This window comes from Lentzea cavernae (assembly GCF_014653695.1).
Lineage (GTDB): Bacteria > Actinomycetota > Actinomycetes > Mycobacteriales > Pseudonocardiaceae > Lentzea > Lentzea cavernae.
The window spans coordinates 476,065-495,214 of record NZ_BNAR01000004.1 but is presented as its reverse complement, the minus strand read 5'-3'; the positions used below and the strand labels follow the sequence as shown (position 1 = coordinate 495,214).

Below are 19,150 nucleotides of genomic sequence, written 5' to 3'. Positions count from 1 at the left end.
TCAGTACGGGTCGTACGCGCCGTCGTGGCCGAACAGCCGCGCGACCGGCCGCAGCCGCAGGCGCAGCAGCACCTTGATCCCGACGTTGCGCAGGAACCACGGCATCTCGGCGAGCACGCGCCTGCGATCGGCCCAGTCCGGCTGCGCCAGGCGGAAGCGCGCGAGGGAGCCCGCCCGGTCCACGTAGACGTAGCGCTTGCCGCACAACACCTTCGCCAGGATGCCGCTGGTGACCCCGATGGACGAGAACGCGTCGTGCACCAGGATCTCGCCGCCCGGCACGAGGTTCTCCGACCACAGCATGTCGTCTGTGTAGGTCCAGTAGTCGTGCTTGCCGTCGATGTAGAGCAGGTCGATGCGCTCGTCCCACTTCTTGCGCAGCTCGGTGCTGTACTCGGCTTCGAGCCGCACCACGTCCGTCAGCCCCGCGCGGGCCACGTTCTTCTCGAACCGCACGCGGGTGGGCGTGCCGCCGAACAGCTTGCCCTCGACGAACGGGTCGACGGCCACCACCGTCGCGCCGACGGATCTGGCCGCGATGCCCAGCACGGTCGTGGACCGGCCCTGGTGGCTGCCGATCTCGACGATCCGCGCGCCGGGCCCCAGCCGCGAGGCCGCTCTCCACAACATGGTCGCCTGGTCAACTGTCAACCAGCCGGGAACCTGGTCGCCCAGCTCCCACGCTTGCTCGAACGCGGTCGAAGAAGTCATCGCCACCTGCCTGGACACACCCCAGAACGGTCGTGGGGGCCCAAGATAGCGATAGTCGCCCGCGAGCACTACCCGGTGGTAACTTCCTGCGCCATCAAGAGCCTGAAGATCGCACATCGGAACCCGACGACGTGGGTGCTCCTCGCACTCACGGTGCTGTCGTTCGCCCAGCGCTTCGGTACGGCCACGTTCGACACGAAACTCGACCTGGTCGTCAACCCCGTCGGCTTCCTGGGCCGGGCGCTGCACCTGTGGAACCCCGCCGCGACGGCGGGTGAGCTGCAGAACCAGGCGTACGGCTACTTCTTCCCGATGGGGCCGTTCTTCGCTGCAGGTCAGATTCTCGGCATCCCCGCGTGGATCACCCAACGGCTCTGGTGCGCGCTCTTGCTCTGCCTCGCGTTCTACGGGGTCCTGCGACTCGCCCGCGCGCTCGGCATCGGCCAGGAGCCGACGAGGTACGCGGGTGCGCTGGCCTACGCGCTGGCCCCTCGGGTGCTGACCGAGATCGGGCCGTTGTCGGCGGAGATGCTGCCCGCCGTCATGCTGCCGTGGGTGCTGCTGCCGCTGGTGCTGGCGGACCGCATCGGGTCGCCGCGCCGCGCGGCCGCGCTGTCCGCGCTCGCGGTGCTGGGGATGGGCGGCGTCAACGGCGCGATGGTCGTGATGGCCCTGGTCCTGCCCGGGATCTGGCTGCTCACGCGCACGTGGAATCGCGCGCACGTGAGGCTGGTTCTGTGGTGGGCCGGTTGTGTCATCGCGGTGGCGTTGTGGTGGATCGTCCCGCTGCTGCTGCTCGGGCGGTACAGCCTGCCTTTCCTCGACTACATCGAGTCGGCGGCGAACACCACCGCCCCGATGTCGCTGTTCCAGGTGCTGCGCGGAACGAACCAGTGGGTCGCGTACGTGCTGCAGGGCGAACCGTGGTGGCCCAACGGGTTCATCCTCGTCGACAACCCGGTGCTGATGGCCGGCACCGCGGCGGTGGCGCTCATCGGTGTCGTCGGCCTGGCCCGGCTCGGGCTGCCGGAACGCCGCTTCCTCGTGCTGGGCACCCTCGCCGGCCTGACGCTGCTGACCGTCGGGTACGTGGGGTCGCTCGACTCGCCGCTCGCCGAGGTCGTCCGCGGACTGCTGGACGGCCCGCTCGCGCCTCTGCGCAACGTGCACAAGTTCGAGCCCGTGCTGCGGCTGTGCCTGGTCCTCGGGTTCGTCCACGGCCTGCACCTGTCCCGGCCCGCCGGGGTGCGGGCCGCTCCCGAGCACTGGCGGCGGCGCGTGCGCACCGGGGTGGCCCTGCTGCTGATCGCGGTCGTCGCCGCACCCGCGTGGCTGCTGACGCTGCGGCCCGGTCTCGGGTGGTCGGACGTGCCCGGCCACTGGCGCGAGGCCGCGGGGTGGCTCGCGGAGAAGGACGGCCGGGCCAGGACGTTGCTGTTGCCCGCCACCGGTTTCGGCCAGTACACCTGGGGCAGGACCGTCGACGAGCCGATGCAGTCGCTCGCGCAGGCGCCGTGGGCGGTGCGCAACCAGGTACCACTCGGGTCCGAGGGCAACACCCGGTTCATGGACGCCGTCTACGACGCGCTGTCGGACGGACGCGGTTCGGCGGGGCTCGCCGACTTCCTCGCCCGCGGCGGGTACCGGTTCCTGTTGCTGCGCAACGACATCGCGCGCGAGCAGACCGGATCGCCCCCGCTCACGGTGCTGCGCCAGGCGCTGCAGGGCTCACCCGGCATCGAGCGCGTCGCCGAGTTCGGGCCCGAGGTGCGGATGAGCGACCAGCGGCTCGTCAGTTCGGTCGACGCGGCCGCGACCGGCAGATCGCTCGAGGTCTTCGAGGTGAAACGACCCGTCCCGGTCGTGACGGCCGTCAACGCGGCGGACGTGCCGACGGTGAGCGGCGGGCCGGAGTCGTTGCTGCCGTTGCTGTCGCAGGGGCTGATCAAGGCCGACCAGCCGGCGCTGCTCGCCGGTGACGCGACGGAGAAGTCCGCGGAACTGCTCGTCACCGACGGCCTGCGGCGCAAGGAGCGCAACGTCGGCAGGGTCTCGGACAACCTCAGCCAGACGATGTCCGCGGACGAGGCGTCCCGGCAGGGGCGCGTCGCGCTGGACGTGTCGCCGTTCCAGGACGTCAAGCACCAGACCGTGGCCGAGTACCGCGGCATCCGGGCCGTCCGCGCCTCCACGTCGACCGCGTACGCCGACGCGGCGGGGGCCATCGACCCGGCGAACTCGCCGTTCGCCGCGGTGGACGGCGACGGCGGATCGGCCTGGCACTCGTCGAGCTTCACCGGGCCCGTCGGGCAGTGGCTGGAGATCGACCTCGACACCCCGCGCTCGGTCGGCGAGGTCACGCTCGACCTGGTCGACGACCTGCGGGTCGGGTGGGCGGTCGACCGGATCAGGATCACCACCGACACGGGGGCGACCGACCACGACGTCCCGGCGGGCGGCGGTCCGCACGCCTATCCCGTCAGCGCCGGGCTGACCGGCAGCGTCCGCGTCACGGTCCTGGGTGTCGCCGCGGGCCGGCAGGACGGCAACGTCGGCGTCAAGGAGCTCAGCGTGCCGGGGATGACGGCGCAACGAGCCCTGCGCGTGCCGCGGGACCACGAGGCCGCCCGGCCGGGGTTCTCGTTCACCAGGGGCAGCCAGTCGCGTCCCGCCTGCTACCGGACCGACGGCGCGGTGCGCTGCGACTCGTCGCTGTCCCGGTTCGGCGAGGAGGTCGGCGGCCTCACCCGGCTGTTCCGCACCTCGGCCGCCGGGAAGTTCGTCGTGAACGCCACCGTCGTGCCCGCCGCCGGGGCGAGGAACCCGGTGGCGCCGGACGGTGTCACCGTGACCGGTACGACGTCGCTCGCCGGTGACGTCGCGGCGAGCCCGCTGTCCGCTGTGGACGGTGACCTGGGCACGTCCTGGGTACCGGACGTGACGGACCTGCGGCCGACGCTCACGGTGGCGTGGCAGGGGAAGCGGACCCTGTCGGAGTTCCGGATCGAAGGTCCGCAGGGCGCCAGGACCCCGGTGGAGCTCGAAGTGCGCACCGACGCGGGCACCGAGGTCGTGCGTGTCGGTGCCGACGGACTCGTCACGATCAGACCGGCGGCCACCGAGAAGCTCGAGCTCGTCGTCCGCGAGGCGGGGGGCACCGGGCCCGCCGAGATCGGTGAGCTCCGCGTGCCCGCCCTCGACGGCGTGCTGAAGCCGGTTCCCGCGACGACGCCGTTCACCGTGCCGTGCGGCCGGGGACCGGTCGTCGACGTCGACGGCGTCAAGATCAACAGCTCGGTCACCGGCGTGCTCGGCGACGTCGTGAACAACCGCCCGCTCAAGGCCGTGCTGTGCGACGACGACCTGGCGACGGCACTGGAACTCCCGGCGGGCGACCACGTCCTGACCACGACGCGGTCCGACTCGTTCGTGGTGCAGGACGTGTCCGTGACGCACGTCGACCTCGCGAAACCCGTTGCGACGCACCGGGAGGTGACCGTCGGCGCGTGGGACGCCACCGAACGGCAGGTCACCGTGGCGCCGGGAGCCCGTGCATTGCTCGTGGTGCCCGAGAACGTCAACGACGGCTGGACGGCGACCCTGAACGGGCAGGTGCTGGAGAAGGTCAGGGTCGACGGCTGGCAGCAGGCGTACGTCCTGCCCGAGGGCGACGGCGGCGTGGTCGCGCTGGAGTTCGGCCCGGACGCCCGCTACCGGACGGGTCTGCTGGCCGGTGCGCTGGGAGTGCTGGCGGTGCTCGTGCTCGCCGCGATCCCCGTGCGCAGGCGGGTGGAGTTCGTGGCGCCGTCGGGAAGCCGGTGGCTGATGGTCGCGATGCTCGTGCTGCTGGCTGTCCTCGGCGGGATGCTGCCGATCGTGGCCGTGATCGCGTGCCTGCTGGCGCGCGAGTTCTGGGCGGCGGCGCCGAAGGTGGTCGCGGTGAGCGGGATGGCGGTGGGGGCGGGGGTCGCGGTGCTCGGCCGGATCCTCGGCCACGGGCAGGAGTGGGCTTACGTGCCGGTGGCGCAGGCCGCGCTGCTGGTGGCGGTGTCGGCGGTGGTGGCGGCCGCGTTCCACCCGTTCGGACGGCGGGACGAGCCGGTCGAGGAGGAGGCCGAGCGCACGGCTCCGGTGGAACCGGTCACGCCGTGATCAGGCCCGCCGGGCGCTCCGCGCCTCGATGACGGCGCCCGCGACCACCAGTCCCGCCGTGGCGAGCAGTGCACCGGTCACCACCTGGGCGACGGAACCGTTGAGCCACAGGGTGATCAACGCGATCTCGGCGACGACCGCGATCCACACGGCCACGGTGGACCGCCGGTCCCCGCTCGCGATCCTGGAGAACAGCAGCAGCTGCACCATCGCCAGGCACGATCCGACGAGAGCGAACTGCCACAACGGAATCGCGTCGCCGTGGTAGTTCGCCCCACCGATCAGCGACACGCCCAGCGGTCCGAACAGCGCACAGCCCGCGACCACGAACGCGTCGAGGCCCGCGCAGATCGCCAGCGCCCTCGGCAGCATGCGGCGGCGGTCGTCCGCGTCGGCCATGCGCGGCAGCACCAGCACGCCCACCGCCTGCGGCAGCCAGTACGCGATCTTCGTGACGACCGCTCCCACGGCGTAGCCGCCCGCCTGGTCGGTGAGCTGGTGGCGGGCCAGCACGAGGTCGAGGTTGACGAGCAGCACCAGCGCCAGCATGGCCTGTGACGCGTGCAGCACGTCGGACCCGCCCGCGGGCCGTGCCGGGCGGGGAGCGCCGCACAGCCGCCACCCGGTCAGCACGACCAGGAACGAGCCGATGGCCGTGCCCGCCAGCACGGAGGTCGACGAGGGCGAGAGCCACAGGCCGACCACCCCGCCGCCCACCTTGCCGAGCCCTTCCAGCGACACGAGCAGCGCCAGCGCGCCGAACCGGTGCGCCCCCTGCAGAAGACCGTGCAGGACGCCCAGGACCGTGAGCGGCGCCAAGGAGAGCGCCAGCCACACGACGGGCCACGGGCCGTCCAGGTGCAGCAGGCGGGCGAGCAGCGGCACGAGGGCCAGCGTCAGCACGGTCATGCCCGCGCTCACGCTCAGGCCCAGCCCGAACAGCGGGCGCGGGCCGAGGCTCGTCACCCGCAGGGCGGCGACGGTCTGCAGGCTCATCGCCGGCACCACACCGATGACCACGAGCGCCAGCAACGCGCTGAGCTCGCCGAACACCGCCGGGGCCAGCGCACGCGCGGCCGCGATGGTCAGGACGTAGCTCGCGGCGTTGGCGCCGAGCAGCGCTCCGGTGATCAGCAGGGCGTCCACGCGCGTGGTGGTCGTTGCCGGAGCGGACACGCGGGAATCCTTCCGGTGGCAGGCCTGCGGCTGTGTGCGGACGGGAGCCGGCGCGGTCCCCTGCGTGCGGCCGGGGACATCGCGCCCTTGGCGGACGCGGACTTCGTCACCAGGCCTACCCGCGAGTACTACTGGCCGGTAGTTTCGGCGACTGTAGCCCCGGCGGGACCGGAGGGGGAGCAAGTGCGGCCGAACGGACTGAAGCTCTACGCCACGTGCGCGGCGCTGACGCTGGCTGCCCTCGCTCCCGTGCTGTGGCCGGGTTACGTCCTGGTCTACGACATGGTGTTCACGCCGGAGCAGCCGGTGAACGCGGCCGCGTTCGGGCTCGGCGACGCGTTGCCGCGGGCGGTGCCGGTCGACGCCGTGGTGGCATTGATGACTCAGGTCGTTCCCGGCCAGTTGGTGCAGAAGGTGGCGTTGCTCGCGATCGTGTTCGCGGGCGCGCTGGGCGCCGGGCTGGTGGTGCCGACGGACAGGACCGGCGTGCGGATCGTCGCCGCCGTGGCGTACTCGTGGAACGCCTACGTGGCCGAGCGGCTCTTCATCGGCCACTGGACGCTGCTGCTGGGGTACGCGGCCCTGCCGTGGGTCGCCATGGCGGGACTGAAGATGCGCGCCGGTGAACCGCACGCGTGGACCCGCCTCGTGCTCGCGAGCCTGCCCGCGGTGCTCTCGGCGCCGGGGGGAATCCTCGTGCTGGGCACCGCGCTGGCCACCGCCGGACGCCGCAAGGCGTGGCAGGTCCTGGCCGTCGGTGTCGTGCTGAACTCGCCGTGGTGGGTGCCCTCCTTGCTGCACGACGGACTCTCCGACCCGTCCGGTGCCGAGGCGTTCAGCGCGCGGGCGGAGAACTGGGGCGGCCCGGTGCTGAGCGTGCTGGGGCTGGGCGGGATCTGGAACGCCGAGGTCGTTCCGGCGAGCCGCGCCAACCCGGCGCTGCCCGTGATCACGCTGCTGCTCCTGGCCGCGGCGGTGTTCGGGTTGCGGGAGCTGGCGAAACGCCTGCCCGTGTGGCCGCTGGCGGGCCTGGGCGCGTTCGGTGCGGTGCTGGCCCTGATCGCGGTGCTGCCGGGCGGTGTGGCGGTGCTGGAGGCGGTGATCGAGCACGTGCCCGGCGCGGGGTTGTTGCGCGACAGCCAGAAGTGGGTGGCGTGGCTCGCGCTGCCGTTCGCGATCGGGCTCGCGGTCGCGGTGGAACGGCTGCGCGCGCGGCTGCTCGTGGCCGTGCTCCTGCTGGGGTTGCTGCCGGACCTCGCCTGGGGCGGGTTCGGGCGCCTGGAACCGGTGGACTACCCGGCGGACTGGGCCGTGGTGCGGGAGAAGCTCGCCGACCAGCCCGGCGACGTGGCCGTGTACCCGTTGTCGGCGTTCCGCAGGTTCGACTGGAACGACAGGCGCACGCAGCTCGACCCCGCGCCGCGCCACCTGCCCGGCACCACCGTCGTGGACGACTCGCTGTCGGTGGGCGGCGAGGTCGTGGCGGGGGAGGACCCGCGGGCGGCACGGCTGCGCGCCGGTGACCTGGCCGGCATCGGCTGGGTGCTGGTCGAGCGCGGAACACCCGGACGCGTGGACGAGAACCTCCTGGCACGGCTGGAGAAGGTCCACGACGGCCCGGAACTGGCGCTCTACCGGGTGCCGGGAGCAGTGCCGGTTGAACCGAACGGCCCACCGGTTGCACCCGTTGTGCTGGCGTGGGTCGCGGCTGGGTCACTGATCGGCACGAGCCTGTTGTGGAGACGGTTACCGGTCGGTAGATTCGCGGCACCCCGACGTGAGGAGTAGACGTGGAACTGGTTTCGGTGCTGGTGGCGATCGTTGCCGGGGCCGCACTCGCCGGAGGGGTCGGAGCGATCGTCGTCGAGCAGAACCACCCCGACAAGGTGGTCGAGCAGCGGATCGACGAGGGCGTGAAGGCTCAGGAGCCCGAGGTCCTCGACTACGGCTCCCGCTGACCGGGTGACCGTGGCCTTCTCCGGGGATCCGGCGGCCTCCTGGAGCATCCTGCTGGAGGCGAACCTGCGCGAGGCGCCGGATCCCGCGGAGGTCACCGCGCGGATGTCCCGCGCCTGCTCGGAGTTCCCGAATCTCGGCCCGCCCGCGGTCGTGCTCCGTCCGTCCGATTGGGACGGTGCGCGCGCCGGTTTCGCCGACGGCCACTACCGGGAGGGCGATCCGCTGGTCCGGGTCGCGCTCACCGACGACTCCCTGATGATCGCCGCCCACCACGGTGCGGTCGACGGACTCGGCCTGCTCGCGTTGCTCGGCATCGCGCTCGGCGATCCCGTGCACAGCTCGGCGACCGGTGTGGCGTTGCGCAGCCCCGACCGCCCCTACCTCCTGAGCGCGCTCGACCGCGTGCGCGAGGCCGTGTGGACGCCTCCCACACGCATTCAGCCTTCATTGCGGGGCAACGACTCCGGTGACCACCTGGTGTCCCGCGTGCTGCCCGCCGTCAAGCTGGGCAGCGCCAGGCTCACCTCCGCCGCGCTGGACGCGACGCGCAGGTGGAACGCGGCCCGCGGCGCCGGTCACGGCCGTGTCGTCGCCGCGATCGGGGCTTCCTGGCGCGGTGGCGCCGATCCGCGTCCCGAGGCCGACAGCGCGTTGCTGAGACTGAGCCTGCCGGCCGGGGCCACCGAGGACGACGTTCGCGTGCTGCTGGCGGCCGCGGCGCCGGAGGCGGGCTTCCCCAGTGCGCAGAACCCCTTGGCGCAGTGGGGGATGCGGGTGCTGGCGTCCCGGCTCGGCAGCACCTTCCTCGTGTCGAACCTCGGTGTCGTGAAGGCGAACGTCAGCGCGGTGCGCTTCTTCCCCGCGGCGAGCGGCCGGTCGGGCGTCGCGTTCGGCGTGGTGACGACAGGGGAGGTCACCACGGCCACGGTGCGCGTGCGCCGCAAGGACTTCGACGCGACCGCTGCCGCGGGGCTGCTGGACTTGCTGTGCGACGCGGTGGTCACCGGTCACGAGGCGCGGCGGTAGGCGCGGAGCGATGCCGCGGTCTCCACGCGGCAGCGTCATCATCAGCCTGAGTTGGCACTCTGCTGGGCGACGCGGTCCTCATCGGCCACGAGGCGCGGGGGCAGCCGCAGAGCGCTGTGCACGGCGCCCTCGAACGCGTCGAGGCTCTCCTCCCAGCTGAACCGCTGGGCACGTTCCCTGCCCGCGGCGCCCATCGCCTTGCGCAACGGCTGGTCCCTCAACAACTTCTCGGTGTGCCGGACGAAGTCGCCGAAGTCGTCGGCCAGCAGGCCCGTCCGGTGCTCGACGATCGCCTCGGCCACGCCACCCGCCGAGCGGTAGGCGATGGTGGGCACGCCGTGCGAGGCGGCCTCCATGATCACGATGCCCCAGCCCTCCTTGACCGACGGGCACACGTGCACCCAGGCCCCGGCGAGGATCTCGTGCTTGGTCTGCTCGTCGACCCAGCCGTGGATCACGACGCTGTCCTGCACCCCGCGGTCGATGGCGTGCTGCCGCAGCACGTCCTTCCACGGGCCCTCGCCGACGAGTTCGAGTCGCAGGTCCGGCCACTGAGGACGGAGCTCGGCGACCAGGTCGATCGCGTGCTCGAGCCGCTTGTGCGGCACCAGCCTGGACACCGCGACGAGGACGGGGGCCTCGGTGCGCCGTGCGGTGACGGCGGGAGGCGCGTCCAGGCCGTTCGGCACGACGACCGTGCGGCGGGGCTCGACGCCGAGACCGCCCAGTTCGGCCCGCGTCACGTTGGACACCGTGATGTAGCGGCACTTGCGGTACAGGCGGGGTGCGAGCCACGACTCGATCCACCAGCCGATCCGGCCGAGGAACGGGCCCAGCGCGCTGTGCCACTGCTCGCGGTGGACGTGGTGCACCAGCACCAGGACGGGACAGCGCGCGACGAGGCGGCTGAAGAAGGGCATGCCGTTCTGCACGTCCACGATGACGTCCGCGTCGGAGCGCAGGATCGCCAGCAGGGCGAACAGGTAGACCGTGAACTTGTTGCCGCGCCTGCGGAAGCGGACGCCCGCCACCCAGTCGCCGGACGGGGCGCGGCTGTGGCCCGCGCACTGGATCGCGACCCGGTAGCCGACCCGCGCCAGCCCTTCGGCGATGCGCTCGACGTACCGCTCGGAACCGCCGCCCTCGGGGTGTCTGGTGTCGCGCCAATTCACCAGCAGAATGCTTGGCCGGTAATCAGGGCTGCGCGACATCTGCCTCTCCCGGTGCTAGGTTACTGTCAAGTAGCCATAGTAGATGGAATGCGGGAGATGGCAATGGTCGAGATCGGTTCAGTTTCGGCCCCTGGAAAGTTGTGGAAGCCAACTTTCCAGCGTTCTGTTCGGCTTTTTCGCGCATTTCTGAAAGAGCAGTCCGACCCCGACCACTTCTACCGGATCCTGGCGGACGACTCCGTCGCCCAGGTGTCGTCGTACGTGTCGCTGCGGGGCGCGGTCGTCCTGGACGTCGGGGGCGGTCCGGGGTACTTCGCCGAGGCGTTCCGCGGCGCCGGCGCCCGGTACGTGGGCCTGGACCCGGACGTCGGCGAGCTGTCCGCGCGCGGCGAGCCCGACCCCGGCATGATCCGCGCGAGCGGCACGGCGCTGCCGTTCCGTGACGGATCGGTGGACGTCTGCTACTCCTCCAACGTCCTGGAGCACGTCGACGACCCGTGGCTGATGCTGGCCGAGATGGTGCGTGTGACCAGGCCGGGAGGCACGGTCTTCATGTCGTACACGCCCTGGTGGTCGCCGTGGGGCGGCCACGAGACGGCGCCGTGGCACTACCTCGGCGGTCACTACGCGCGACAGCGGTACGAGCACCGCAACGGCAAGCCGCCGAAGAACTCGTTCGGCACGTCGCTGTTCCCGGTGGGCGTCGGGGCGGTCCGGCGGTGGGCTCACCGCCAGACCGTCGCCGACGTCGTCGAGACGTTCCCCCGGTACCACCCGTGGTGGGCGAAGTGGATCACCCGTGTGTCGGGGGTCCGGGAGGTCGCCTCCTGGAACTTCGTGGTCGTGCTCAGGCGACGTGCCTAGCCCGCCGTCCGAGCACCCCGATCAGAATTCCCGCGAGCAGCAGCAACAGGCCGACCGAAAGCAGGACGACCGGCCCGGTGCTGCTGATCAGCGTCAATTTGTCGCGCGCCTCGACAGCGCGTGCCGCTGATTCTTTGACCGTTTCCTCGTTGAAGGTCAAAGTGGCGTCGAGCAGCACCGTGCCTTCTTTTCCGTCCGGCCCGACGAGCACCTGCCGCTGCTGTTCCGAACCCTTGATGATGATGCCGCTCATCGGCTCCACCCACATGGTCCTGGTGTTCTGGTAGCGGCGTTCCGCCTTGACCGACGCCTCGGTGCTGTTCACCAGCGTGCCGGGCACGTCCTGGTCGCGGAACTTGGTCGACGGGATCTTCTGGACGAACTTGTAGACGTCGATCCCGTTGAGCTGCTCGGCGCCCTCGTACCGCGCGGTCGAGGCCTTGCGCAGGGTGGTGTCGAAGTACTCGTAGTCCTGCGGCTGCGTGTCGAACGGGAACTTGTAGTTCAGGCCCTCCTGGTGCACCGCCTTGTCCTCGGCGGTGGGGTCGCCCTCGGCGTCGGTCACGTACTGCTGGGTGCACTCCTGCAGGGCCATGTTCGTCCGCCGGTCGAGGCACACCCGGTGCTTCATCGCGGAGACGAGCTGGTTCTCCGAGTCGGTGACGACCAGGCCCTGGTCCCACACCATCACGTCACCGTCGACCTTGGCCTCCGGCACGGTCAGGTTGCTCTCGACCTTGCGGGTCGCCTTCAGCCGGGCGTCCCTGACCACGAGTTCCTTGGGGTAGAAGACCTTCGCCGCGCCCTCCGCGACGGATTCCACCTTCTGGTCGAGCGGCACGACGGCGAGCTCGGGGTACACGTAGAAGCGCAGGACTGCTCCGAGCGCCAGCGAGAAGATGCCCAGTCCTACCAGCACGAGGCTCGCAACACGTCGCACTCGTCCTCCTTCTAGGTGTGTTCAGGGTGTGAGAGGCAGGTCACAGTGGCGAGGAAACTACCGGACAGTAACCTCTGCGCAACCCCTCGGTCGGGGTGACTCAAGTCATCTTGATCGGTCCGCGTGGAGAAAGCAGCTACTCGGCCGCCGCGACGTAGAGCCGTTCGGCGGAACCCCTGCAGGCCAACGGGTAGCAGCTGAACGCTGGAGCTCCTTACTCATCGGCGACGATGCCGGAGGAAGAGACACGTGGAAGAAACCCCTGTGTGCTGTCCCGGAGCAGTTGAGCAGACCCGGCTGCTCGCCCGCGGTGCGACGACCGCAGCAGAACTCCTCGCGACGACCGAGGACCTGCTGGGCTCCCGCCGCCACGTTTTCACAGATGTCGATTTGGCGGCCGCCCGGCGCAGTGCCGAAGAGGCCGATCGGCGGTTGGCGGCGGGGGAGCGCGGAGGACTGCTCGGCCTGCCTTTGGCCGTCGAGGACTCCTTGCCCCGTTCGGCCATCAGCGCGTTGACGGCTGCCGGTGCCGTGGTGGTGGGGCGGACGTCGGCGGCAGAGCGGCACCGCAACCCGACACCCGGCATCCCCGCCACGGCGCTGGACCCCAAGGTGTCCGGCACGGTCGTCGCCGTCGCCACCGGCGTGGTGTCCGGCGTGCTGGCACGGCGTGCCCCCGGAGCCGGGCAGGTCCCCGCGGGCGGTGTGGGCGTCGTGGGCTTCCAGACCTCCGGTGGATCCGGCGTGGTGGCGAGGACCGTGGCCGACGTGGCGCACGTCGTGCGCGGGCTCGGCTGGGAGGCCGTGCCCGCGGACCGTCCACTCAGGATCGGCGTGTCGCTGCGCGGACTCTCGGTCACCACGCGCACCCGTGCTCCCATGCGCAGGGTCGTCGAGGACGTCGCGGCGCTGTTGTCGTTGCACGTCAACGAGGTGGTGGACCACGACCCGCACCTCGCGAGCGAGTCCCGGCTCCTGCTGGCGCCGCACCTGGCCGCCGGCCCCCGCGAGCTGGAGCTGCTCGGCCGCGTCGTGCCGTGGCCGTTGCGGGGCATCTGCCGGTCGATGCGCGCGGCGGAGCGGGTGATGGTGGACCACATGTTCACCGGTGTCGACGTGCTGGTGACGCCGGGGCACACCGGTCCGGCCGAGACGACGTCGCTGCCCGGCGGTGTCCTGGTGCGCAACGGCGCCACCTCGCCGTTCTCCCCGCTGTGGAAGATCAGCGGTTATCCGGCGGTGTCCGTGCGCGCGGGTTCGGACGCCGGCGGGAACCCGTTGCCGGTGACCCTGATCGCCGTGCCGAGGGCGGAGGGCGAGCTCCTCGGGGTCGCCCGGATCATCGAGGAGGAGAGCGGCGCTCATCGAAGTCCGTAGTCGACGTTCGAGGACGACACCACGTTCTTGAGGTCGAGCGAACCGTCCGGGTCGTTGGCGTCGGTGACGCCGTAGGTGAGCGCGCCGCCCAGGCACGCGCCGATCACCAGCGCCAACGCCCCGGCGACGAGACCGCGTCTGCGCACGGCCAGCAGGACCAGTCCGGCCACGACGAGCACGGCACCGGCGACCCACAGGACGACGGGGAGCACGGTGATCACGAACAGTCGCGGCAGGTTCTGCTTGACCTGGTCGACGTTCGAGGTGACGGAGGCGTTGGTCAGCCGCAGTTCTCCCGCGAACACGGGGGTTCCGGCGCCCTCGGCCTGCGCGTCGGTGCGCAGCTCCTGCCGGATGTCCTCGCGGACCGACAGCACGGCACCGGTCGTGGGCTCGACCAGCAACGTCCGGGTGACGCCGTAGTACCGGGTGACGTCCACGGACGGTTCCGGGCTGCCGACCAGCGCGCCCGGTACCTCGAGCCGGTCGAGCGCCGTCGGCGGGACCGTGTGCGCGAACCGGTACACGTCGAGTCCTTGCAGCAGCTGCTCTCCGGCGAAGTGGATGGCGACCGGCCGGTTGAGAACCGTGTCGTACCAACGGTGATCACGCTGTTCGGTGTTGAACGGGAACACGAAGTTGAGGCCGGGCTGCAACAACCGCCGGCCCTCGGCGGTGATCCGCCTGCCCTGCTCGGTCTCGTAGAACTCGCCCTTGCAGGGGGCGACCGCCTCGCCGGTGCGGCGGTCGAGGCACACCTTGCGCACCTCGGCGCTCAGCACGAGCTTGTCCGAGTCCTCCTTGACGATCGTCGCCCGCTTCCACACGGTGACGTCGCCGTTCTCCTTGACCTCTGGCGCGGCCAGATCACCCTCGACGTGCGTTGTCGCCGTGAGGCGGAGGTTGTGCCGCACTTCCGGCATTCCGGCGGGCGGGTGGACGACCGCGGTGACTCCTTCTCCTTCCGAGATCGAGACGGTGTTGATGTCGTGCTGCAGCTTGGCCAGCAGGGGATAGGCGTGCAGCTGCAGCACGAGGCCGGCCGCTGCGGCGAAGGCACCGAGTCCGAGCAGGGCGGCGACGACTGCGGTTCGCACAGGTCCTCACAAGTATTCGGTTGGCAGGGAGGCGTTCCGTGAGGCGCGATTTCCGGTAACCGTGCGTTCAGTTGTACCCGGTCCGTGAGCTAGATCACAAGGGCATACCTGAATCCCATTCGGGTTACCTCGCCGCGACGGCTGGGACACGATCACCGCTCGGTTGGGTCAAGGCGACGCGAACCCCTGGTGCGCGGCCCGCTGCCGTGAACTGATCGGCCGCGCACCAGTCCTGTTCAGGTCTAAGAGCTTGGGGGACCTATGAGAGTTCGCAGATGGCTGGCCGTCACCTTCTCGGTCGCGGTCGTCGCGTGTGCCGCCGGTCCGGCCGCGGCGGCGGAACCAGCGTGGAGCCCGGCCCCGATCCCGCCGAGCGAGCCCACCAGCAACCTCTGGGACGTCGCCGCCGTGGACGCCGCACACGCCTGGGCGGTCGGCTTCGAGGGCTACCGCTGGGAGGAGGAGGACCCGACCGGTTCTCCGGTGATGCTGCGGTGGGACGGAACCGGGTGGGCCCGCACGTCGCTCCCGGTCGTGCAGGAGCCGGTGTCGTTCCAGCGCGTGGCGGCGTCCTCCGCGCAGGACGTCTGGGTCAAGGGCGCGCCGTGGTCCTCGGACGGCGGCGTCGCGCTGGTGTGGCGCTACGACGGCAGCACGTGGACGGAGGTGCCGTACCCGCCGGGCGCCGCGCCGGGCACGCTGGCGATCAGTGACCTGTCCGTTGTGGACGGACACGCCTGGCTGGTCGGCCGCCGCGGCAACGCCCCCGTCTTCCACGAGTGGACCGGGAGTTCGTGGCAGGAGCACCAGCCGCCCGCTCAGTGCGTCAGGGGCGGCGGCTTCGTGAACTTCTGCAACGTCAACGCGGTGAAGGCCTTCGCGCCCGACGACGTGTGGGCGGCGGGCAACGGGATGTGGAACGGCTTCTCGGGTCCGGTGCTGTTCCACTGGAACGGCATCGAGTGGCGGACCGTCGACATCGGACTGAACCAGCAAATGCTGACCATGCAGTCGCTGGACGGCCTGTCCTCCCAGGACATCTGGGCGGTCGGCGACGGCGGCGGCATGGGATCGGCGAACGTGGTCGTGCGCGGAGACGGCACCACCTGGGCGACCGTCGGCGGCCTGACCACCCCGAGCACTCCCGGGGTGGCGGTCGGGGCGAACGGCGCCCCGTGGGTCATCAGCCGCTTTCCGCTGGCGACCTTCCGCTCCCACGGGCCGGCGGGCTGGACCCTGGCGATGGCGCCCGCTCCGGCGGGAACGTCCGCGACCTACAACGCCATCGCGGCGATGCCCGGCACTAACCGGGTTCTCGCCGTGGGCAACGTGGACCTGCCGGGCACGAGCCCGCTGCGGTTGCAGGCGGTGATCGCGGAGCACTCGGCGCCGTGAGACCCGTCCGCGGCTGCCCGCTCCGGCGGGCAGCCGCACCTGGCCCGGCGAACGCCGCGCTCCGGCGCCTACCATCCGGAGTGGACAGTCGATCGTCAGGAGGGCCGCACCTTGACACGTCACGCGTTCACCGCCCTGATCGAGCTCAACGGGAAGACGGCGACCGGGTTCCGCGTCCCGGCGGACGTGGTCGAGGCGCTCGGGCAGGGCAAGAAGCCCAAGGTGCTGGTGAGCATCGGCGCCCACACCTACCGCAGCACGGTGGCGGTGTACGGCGGCGACTTCATGGTGCCGTTGAGCGCGGCCAACCGCGAGGCCGCGGGTGTCGCCGCCGGTGACACCGTCGAGGTGGTGGTGGAACCGGACTTGGCGGAACGCACCGTCGACGTGCCGGACGACCTCGCGGCGGCACTCGACCGGCACCCGTCGGCCCGTGCCGCGTTCACCGCGCTCTCCTACAGCAACCAGCGGCAGCGCGCCGAGGCGGTGGCGACGGCGAAGCAGCCCGAGACCCGTGCGCGGCGGATCGAGAAGATCATCACCGAACTCTCCTGAGGGATCAGCGCACGACGCCGGCCAGGACGGTCGTCACGACCTTCCGCACGGCCTTGGGTGCGGCCGGGCTGCCCTTCTGCTCGGTGAACTGCAGGTGCGCGGCGCCGATCAGGGTGGGCGCGAGCGCGGCGACGTCGGCGCCGGGTGCGATCCGGCCGAGGGCGCGCTCGGCCTCCAGGTACCCGGCGACCATGGCCGTGGCCTCGCCGACGAGCGGGAGCCGGGCGGCGCCGGCCTCGCGGAGCCGCCTGCGGAGCTCGTCCCGTGCGATGACGAGGACGATGATCGCCATCATCACCGGGTCGAATCCGGTGATCAGCACGTCCGTCAGGTTGCCGGCGACGGTCCCGGAGCCGGCCGTGGCCCTGAGGTCGGCGGCCTGGGCTTCGACCTGCGCGATGCGGTCCAGCACCAGTTCGGTGAGGAAGGCGTCGAAGTCGGCGAAGTGCCGGTGCAGCACGCCCTTGGCGACGCCCGCCTCGGTGGTGACCGCCCGGCTGGTCAGCTCGCTGGCCCCGTCCCGGAGCAGGACGCGCCCGGCGGCGTCGAACAGCTGCTGACGCGGGTCGCGCAGCGCCACTCCAGTCGGCACCGTGCCTCCTCTTCTCGCCGTGAGCGAACTGGATGCCGTGAGTGGGCACCTGCCCACTAAAGTGGGCGCATGGTCACTATAACGCCCCCACCTGCACCGGAACCGCACCGGCACCGTCAGATCGCGGAGTCGTTCGGCGTCGATCCCGCCCGGTACGACCGCACTCGGGCCGACTACCCGCAGGCGGTGGTCGAGCGGGTCGCCGGACTCGAGCTGCTCGACGTCGGGTGCGGGACCGGCATCGTCGCCCGCCAGTTCCTGGCCGCCGGCCGCGCGGTCCTCGGTGTCGAGCCCGATCCGCGGATGGCCTCCTTCGCCCAGGGGACCGGTGTCGAGGTCGAGGTCGCGACGTTCGAGGAGTGGGACCCCGCGGGCCGCACGTTCGACGCGGTCGTCTCGGGCACGGCCTGGCACTGGGTCGACCCGGTCGCGGGCGCGGCCAAGGCGGCGCGGGTCCTGCGGCCGGGAGGGGTGCTGGCCCCGTTCGGGAACGTGCACGCACTCCCGCCTGCCGTCGCGGAGGCCCTCGCCACGACGTACCGGCGCCTGGCCCCCGGCTCGCCGCTGGCCGTGGGCCGGTCCGAGGTGCCGGTCCGGGACGCCTACCGGGGCCTGTACGCCAGGGCCGCGGACGGGATCCGCGAGGCGGGCGGCTTCGACGAACCCGTGTTGTGGCGCCACGACTGGGAACGCACGTACAGCCGTGACGAACTGCTGGACCTCGTGCCGACCTCCGGCGGTCTCACCACCCTGCCGCCGGACCGCTTGGCGGAGGTCCTGGCCGCCATCGGCGCGGCGGTCGACGAGATGGACGGCACCGTCACGCTGCCGTACGCCACCTGGGGCCTCACCGCGGTCCGCACGTCCCGGTGAGGGACCCGCTCGACGCGCTTGCGGCAGGCACCCGAACAATGCAGTCGGAGGTGGCGCGATGATCGAGCGCACGCGGGCGAGGCGGGCGACCTGGCCGGCCGTCCTGGTCGCGCTGGTGTTCCTGGTGGCGCTCAACCTCCGGCCGGCGTTGACCTCCGTGGGACCGCTGCTGCCGCAGATCGGCGGCGAGGCAGGCCTCTCCGAGGGCGCGCAAGGGCTGCTGGGAGCGTTGCCGCTGCTGGCTTTCGCGGCGATCTCCCCGCTGGTGACGCACCCGGCGCGGCGCTTCGGCCTGGAGCGCACGCTGCTGGCCGCCCTCGTCGTGCTCGCGATCGGCACGGCGCTGCGCTCCGTCCTCGGCGACGCGGGCCTGTGGATCGGCACGGCGGTCGCGGGCTGCGCGATCGCCGTCGGCAACGTGCTGGTGCCGACCATCGTCAAGCGCGACTACCGCGACCACGTGTCGATGGCGACCGGCGTCTACTCCGCCTGCATCACCGTCGGGGCCTCGATCGCGTCCGCGGTCGCCGTCCCGCTGTCGCACGCCGCGGGCTGGCGCGGCGCGCTGGCGTTCTGGGCGATCCCCGCCCTCGTCGTCACCGCGTTGTGGCTGCCGCGAGCCTGGAACGCCGAGCCGGTCGTCGAGCCGCCGGCGGACTCCACGGCACCGGTGAGCGTGTGGCGCCAGCCCACCGCGTGGCTGGTGACGGCCTTCATGGGACTGCAGTCCACGACGTTCTACGTCATGGTCACCTGGCTGCCCACCGTCGAGATGTCGGCGGGCGTGCCCGCTGAGCAGGCCGGTGTCCACCTCTTCGTCTACCAGATCGTCGGCGTCGCCTCCGGCCTCGCCATCCCGCGCCTGATGCGCCGCACCGACAGCCAGGTCGCCGCCGCGGTCACCGCCAGCGTCCCGATGGTCGTCGGCGTGGCCGGGCTCCTGCTCCTGCCGGCGTGGAGCATCGTGTGGGCGGTCGTCGCCGGACTCGGCACCGGCGCCTCGCTGGTCGTGGCGCTCACGTTGATCAGCCTGCGCGGCCAGGGGCAGCAGGGGACCACGAGGCTGTCCGGGATGGCCCAGTCGCTCGGCTACCTGCTCGCCGCACTGGGCCCGGTCCTGGCCGGGTTGCTCGCCGAACGCACCGGCACGTGGACGGCGTCCCTCGCCCTCGTCGGCGTGCTCGCCGTGGTGCAGGTGGTCGTGGCGGTGGCGGCCGGCCGGGTCCGTTGAGTTCGCCACTTCTCAGGACCCGGCACGGCT

16 protein-coding genes are annotated in these 19,150 nt (G+C 71.7%); 10 read left to right on the top strand and 6 right to left on the bottom strand.

The window, feature by feature from the left end:
* A complete protein-coding gene (locus IE307_RS16270; protein ID WP_229904756.1) occupies positions 1-711 on the bottom strand; it encodes a class I SAM-dependent methyltransferase in 711 nt (236 codons plus the stop codon).
* 75 nt (positions 712-786) lie between these two features.
* On the opposite strand from IE307_RS16270, the gene IE307_RS16265 reads away from it, so the two are divergent.
* Positions 787-4,863 carry an alpha-(1->3)-arabinofuranosyltransferase gene (locus tag IE307_RS16265; protein WP_229904755.1) on the top strand — a complete coding sequence of 1,359 codons (4,077 nt, stop codon included), beginning with the start codon at positions 787-789 and terminating at the stop codon, positions 4,861-4,863.
* Here the strand turns inward: IE307_RS16265 and IE307_RS16260 are convergent, their stop codons facing one another.
* A complete protein-coding gene (locus IE307_RS16260) occupies positions 4,864-6,039 on the bottom strand; it encodes a polysaccharide biosynthesis protein (protein WP_191298779.1) in 1,176 nt (391 codons plus the stop codon). It abuts the gene before it with no gap.
* A gap of 183 nt (positions 6,040-6,222) precedes the next feature.
* Here IE307_RS16260 and IE307_RS16255 point away from each other — a divergent pair, with 183 nt between their 5' ends.
* From IE307_RS16255 to IE307_RS16245, 3 genes are read left to right on the top strand one after another with little or no spacing between them, the layout of a single operon-like run.
* A complete protein-coding gene (locus tag IE307_RS16255; RefSeq protein WP_191298778.1) occupies positions 6,223-7,827 on the top strand; it encodes an MmpA family trehalose lipid delivery protein in 1,605 nt (534 codons plus the stop codon).
* A 2-nt stretch (positions 7,828-7,829) separates the two neighbouring features.
* Positions 7,830-7,997, top strand: coding sequence for a hypothetical protein (locus tag IE307_RS16250; RefSeq protein WP_191298777.1), 168 nt, complete (start codon positions 7,830-7,832; stop codon positions 7,995-7,997).
* A gap of 4 nt (positions 7,998-8,001) precedes the next feature.
* A complete protein-coding gene (locus IE307_RS16245) occupies positions 8,002-9,024 on the top strand; it encodes a hypothetical protein (RefSeq protein WP_191298776.1) in 1,023 nt (340 codons plus the stop codon).
* 41 nt (positions 9,025-9,065) lie between these two features.
* Here the strand turns inward: IE307_RS16245 and IE307_RS16240 are convergent, their stop codons facing one another.
* On the bottom strand, positions 9,066-10,196 hold the full coding sequence (locus tag IE307_RS16240; RefSeq protein ID WP_229904754.1) for a glycosyltransferase family 4 protein: 1,131 nt from the start codon (positions 10,194-10,196) through the stop codon (positions 9,066-9,068).
* Positions 10,197-10,334: 138 nt separating this feature from the next.
* Here IE307_RS16240 and IE307_RS16235 point away from each other — a divergent pair, with 138 nt between their 5' ends.
* Positions 10,335-11,060, top strand: coding sequence for a class I SAM-dependent methyltransferase (locus tag IE307_RS16235; RefSeq protein WP_229904753.1), 726 nt, complete (start codon positions 10,335-10,337; stop codon positions 11,058-11,060).
* On the opposite strand, the gene pgfA (IE307_RS16230) is transcribed toward IE307_RS16235, so the two are convergent.
* Positions 11,044-12,000, bottom strand: coding sequence for a cell envelope lipid trafficking protein PgfA (gene pgfA / locus IE307_RS16230; RefSeq protein ID WP_191298775.1), 957 nt, complete (start codon positions 11,998-12,000; stop codon positions 11,044-11,046). The genes IE307_RS16235 and pgfA (IE307_RS16230) overlap by 17 nt on opposite strands.
* Positions 12,001-12,249: 249 nt before the next feature.
* On the opposite strand from pgfA (IE307_RS16230), the gene IE307_RS16225 reads away from it, so the two are divergent.
* On the top strand, positions 12,250-13,377 hold the full coding sequence (locus IE307_RS16225; RefSeq protein ID WP_191298774.1) for an amidase family protein: 1,128 nt from the start codon (positions 12,250-12,252) through the stop codon (positions 13,375-13,377).
* Here the strand turns inward: IE307_RS16225 and pgfA (IE307_RS16220) are convergent.
* Positions 13,362-14,474 (bottom strand): cell envelope lipid trafficking protein PgfA, encoded by a 1,113-nt coding sequence (gene pgfA, locus IE307_RS16220; protein WP_191298773.1) that lies wholly within the window; start codon positions 14,472-14,474, stop codon positions 13,362-13,364. The two genes, IE307_RS16225 and pgfA (IE307_RS16220), sit on opposite strands and share 16 nt — an antisense overlap.
* A gap of 261 nt (positions 14,475-14,735) precedes the next feature.
* Between pgfA (IE307_RS16220) and IE307_RS16215 the strand changes: the two genes are divergently transcribed.
* Together IE307_RS16215 and IE307_RS16210 are read left to right on the top strand one after the other, a co-directional pair.
* Positions 14,736-15,869 (top strand): beta propeller repeat protein, encoded by a 1,134-nt coding sequence (locus IE307_RS16215; RefSeq protein WP_191298772.1) that lies wholly within the window; start codon positions 14,736-14,738, stop codon positions 15,867-15,869.
* 111 nt (positions 15,870-15,980) lie between these two features.
* Positions 15,981-16,424, top strand: coding sequence for a YdeI/OmpD-associated family protein (locus IE307_RS16210; protein ID WP_191298771.1), 444 nt, complete (start codon positions 15,981-15,983; stop codon positions 16,422-16,424).
* Positions 16,425-16,428: 4 nt separating this feature from the next.
* On the opposite strand, the gene IE307_RS16205 is transcribed toward IE307_RS16210, so the two are convergent.
* Positions 16,429-17,016, bottom strand: coding sequence for a TetR/AcrR family transcriptional regulator (locus tag IE307_RS16205; RefSeq protein ID WP_191298770.1), 588 nt, complete (start codon positions 17,014-17,016; stop codon positions 16,429-16,431).
* A 69-nt stretch (positions 17,017-17,085) separates the two neighbouring features.
* Here IE307_RS16205 and IE307_RS16200 point away from each other — a divergent pair, with 69 nt between their 5' ends.
* Both IE307_RS16200 and IE307_RS16195 read left to right on the top strand, forming a co-directional pair.
* On the top strand, positions 17,086-17,889 hold the full coding sequence (locus IE307_RS16200; RefSeq protein ID WP_191298769.1) for a class I SAM-dependent methyltransferase: 804 nt from the start codon (positions 17,086-17,088) through the stop codon (positions 17,887-17,889).
* 58 nt (positions 17,890-17,947) lie between these two features.
* Positions 17,948-19,120 carry a CynX/NimT family MFS transporter gene (locus IE307_RS16195; protein WP_191298768.1) on the top strand — a complete coding sequence of 391 codons (1,173 nt, stop codon included), beginning with the start codon at positions 17,948-17,950 and terminating at the stop codon, positions 19,118-19,120.
* Positions 19,121-19,150 lie beyond the last annotated feature (30 nt).

Coding starts and splice junctions, on each gene's coding strand:
- IE307_RS16200 (WP_191298769.1), top strand. CDS start 17,086: ATGGTCACTATAACGCCCCCACCTGCACCGGAACCGCACCGGCACCGT.
- IE307_RS16215 (WP_191298772.1), top strand. CDS start 14,736: ATGAGAGTTCGCAGATGGCTGGCCGTCACCTTCTCGGTCGCGGTCGTC.
- IE307_RS16270 (WP_229904756.1), bottom strand. CDS start 711: ATGACTTCTTCGACCGCGTTCGAGCAAGCGTGGGAGCTGGGCGACCAG.
- IE307_RS16195 (WP_191298768.1), top strand. CDS start 17,948: ATGATCGAGCGCACGCGGGCGAGGCGGGCGACCTGGCCGGCCGTCCTG.